Source organism: Streptococcus infantis, from assembly GCF_047464215.1.
Lineage (GTDB): Bacteria > Bacillota > Bacilli > Lactobacillales > Streptococcaceae > Streptococcus > Streptococcus infantis_P.
The window spans coordinates 1-1,285 of sequence record NZ_JASHCG010000038.1; the positions used below are offsets into that span (position 1 = coordinate 1).

Here is a 1,285-nt window from a genome sequence, read left to right on the forward strand (position 1 = left end):
TCAAAAACTTTGGCCGCCTCGACATGGCTGTGTCCCTCTTTGATGTAATCTAATGCTCGTTGTTTAAAATCTGTACTATATGCCATGGCTTTATTATAACATGTATTTTATAAACTAAGTGACTATATCGCAAACTTAGTAATTCTTTAAGAAATAGAATTAAAGGAACAAACATGCATCTAGTGATGTATTTCAGCCCTGCTATGAGAGATTTATCCGTTTTTATATTCATACAACTTATTTAACAGTATTAAAAAATTTTAGTAAATATTTTTTACTGAGATTTATAGTTTTATCTTTTAGTTTTTCAACAAATCCTTCTATCTCTGGATATAAAAATGGAGAGAACAGCGACTGTCCTCTCCAGATGTTATAGTAGATTGAAATAAGGTATGAACAAATCGATTAGGAAAGTCAAACTAATTTCTAGAAATATTTTTAGCAGTCTTATACTCAATGAAAATCAGAGAGCAAACTAGGAAGCGAGCCGCAGGTTGCTCAAAACACCGTTTTGAGGTTGTGGATAGAACTGACGAAGTCAGTAACAAATATACGGCAAGGCGAAGTTTACGTGGTTTGAAGAGATTTTCGAAGAGTATTAGCATTTCAAAGATCTGTAAGACTGACATTTCACCATTCTCCTAATCATTATCCATCAAAAAAACCGTAAGAATTTCTTCTTACGGTTTTTCTAGCAAATTCATAGAATTGAGATTCTCAGTTTTGCTTTATTTGAGTAATTTCTTACTCTTCTTCCTCACGTTTTTTAGCGAAGAGGAGTCCGCCTGTCGCTGCTGCAAGAAGTGCTAAAGCAAGTGAAGCGCTAGATTGTTCTGTACCAGTATTTGGCAATTCTTTCGCTCCTGCTTTCTTAGCTGGTGCTTGAGCAGGTGAATCTTGGTTAGCAGCTGGATTACCTGCTACTGAACCATCTGATTTCTTAACTGTCTTATCTGCTGGGATAAAGGCTGTGGTGCCATCTTCAAAGGTTACAATTACTGATCCGTCTTTGTTAACCTTGATATCTTTCGCAGTTGGGTTAGATTTCTTAACTTCATCTGCTACCTTACCTTTTTCTGCATCAGTCAAGTTGCTTGGATCTGTAACTGGTGTTACTGATGGATCCTTAACGACTTTATCAGCTGATTTCTTAACTGTCTTATCTGCTGGGATAACCGCTGTTGTACCATCTGGGTATGTAACAGTTGTTGTACCATCTTTGCCAACTTTAACATCAGTTACGGTTGGGTTAGATTTCTTAACTTCGTCGGCTATCTTAGCTTTT

The 1,285-nt window shown here is 36.4% G+C and carries 2 protein-coding genes; both read right to left on the bottom strand.

Features of this window, described 5'->3' with window-relative positions; all coding sequences use genetic code 11:
- A partial coding sequence (locus QM469_RS10515) for an IS630 transposase-related protein (RefSeq protein WP_212750421.1) occupies positions 1 to 86 on the bottom strand: 86 nt, incomplete at its 3' end.
- Between the two features lie 658 nt (positions 87 to 744).
- Positions 745 to 1,285, bottom strand: a 541-nt coding sequence (locus QM469_RS10520; RefSeq protein ID WP_414276807.1) for an LPXTG cell wall anchor domain-containing protein, incomplete at its 5' end; no start/stop codon positions are given.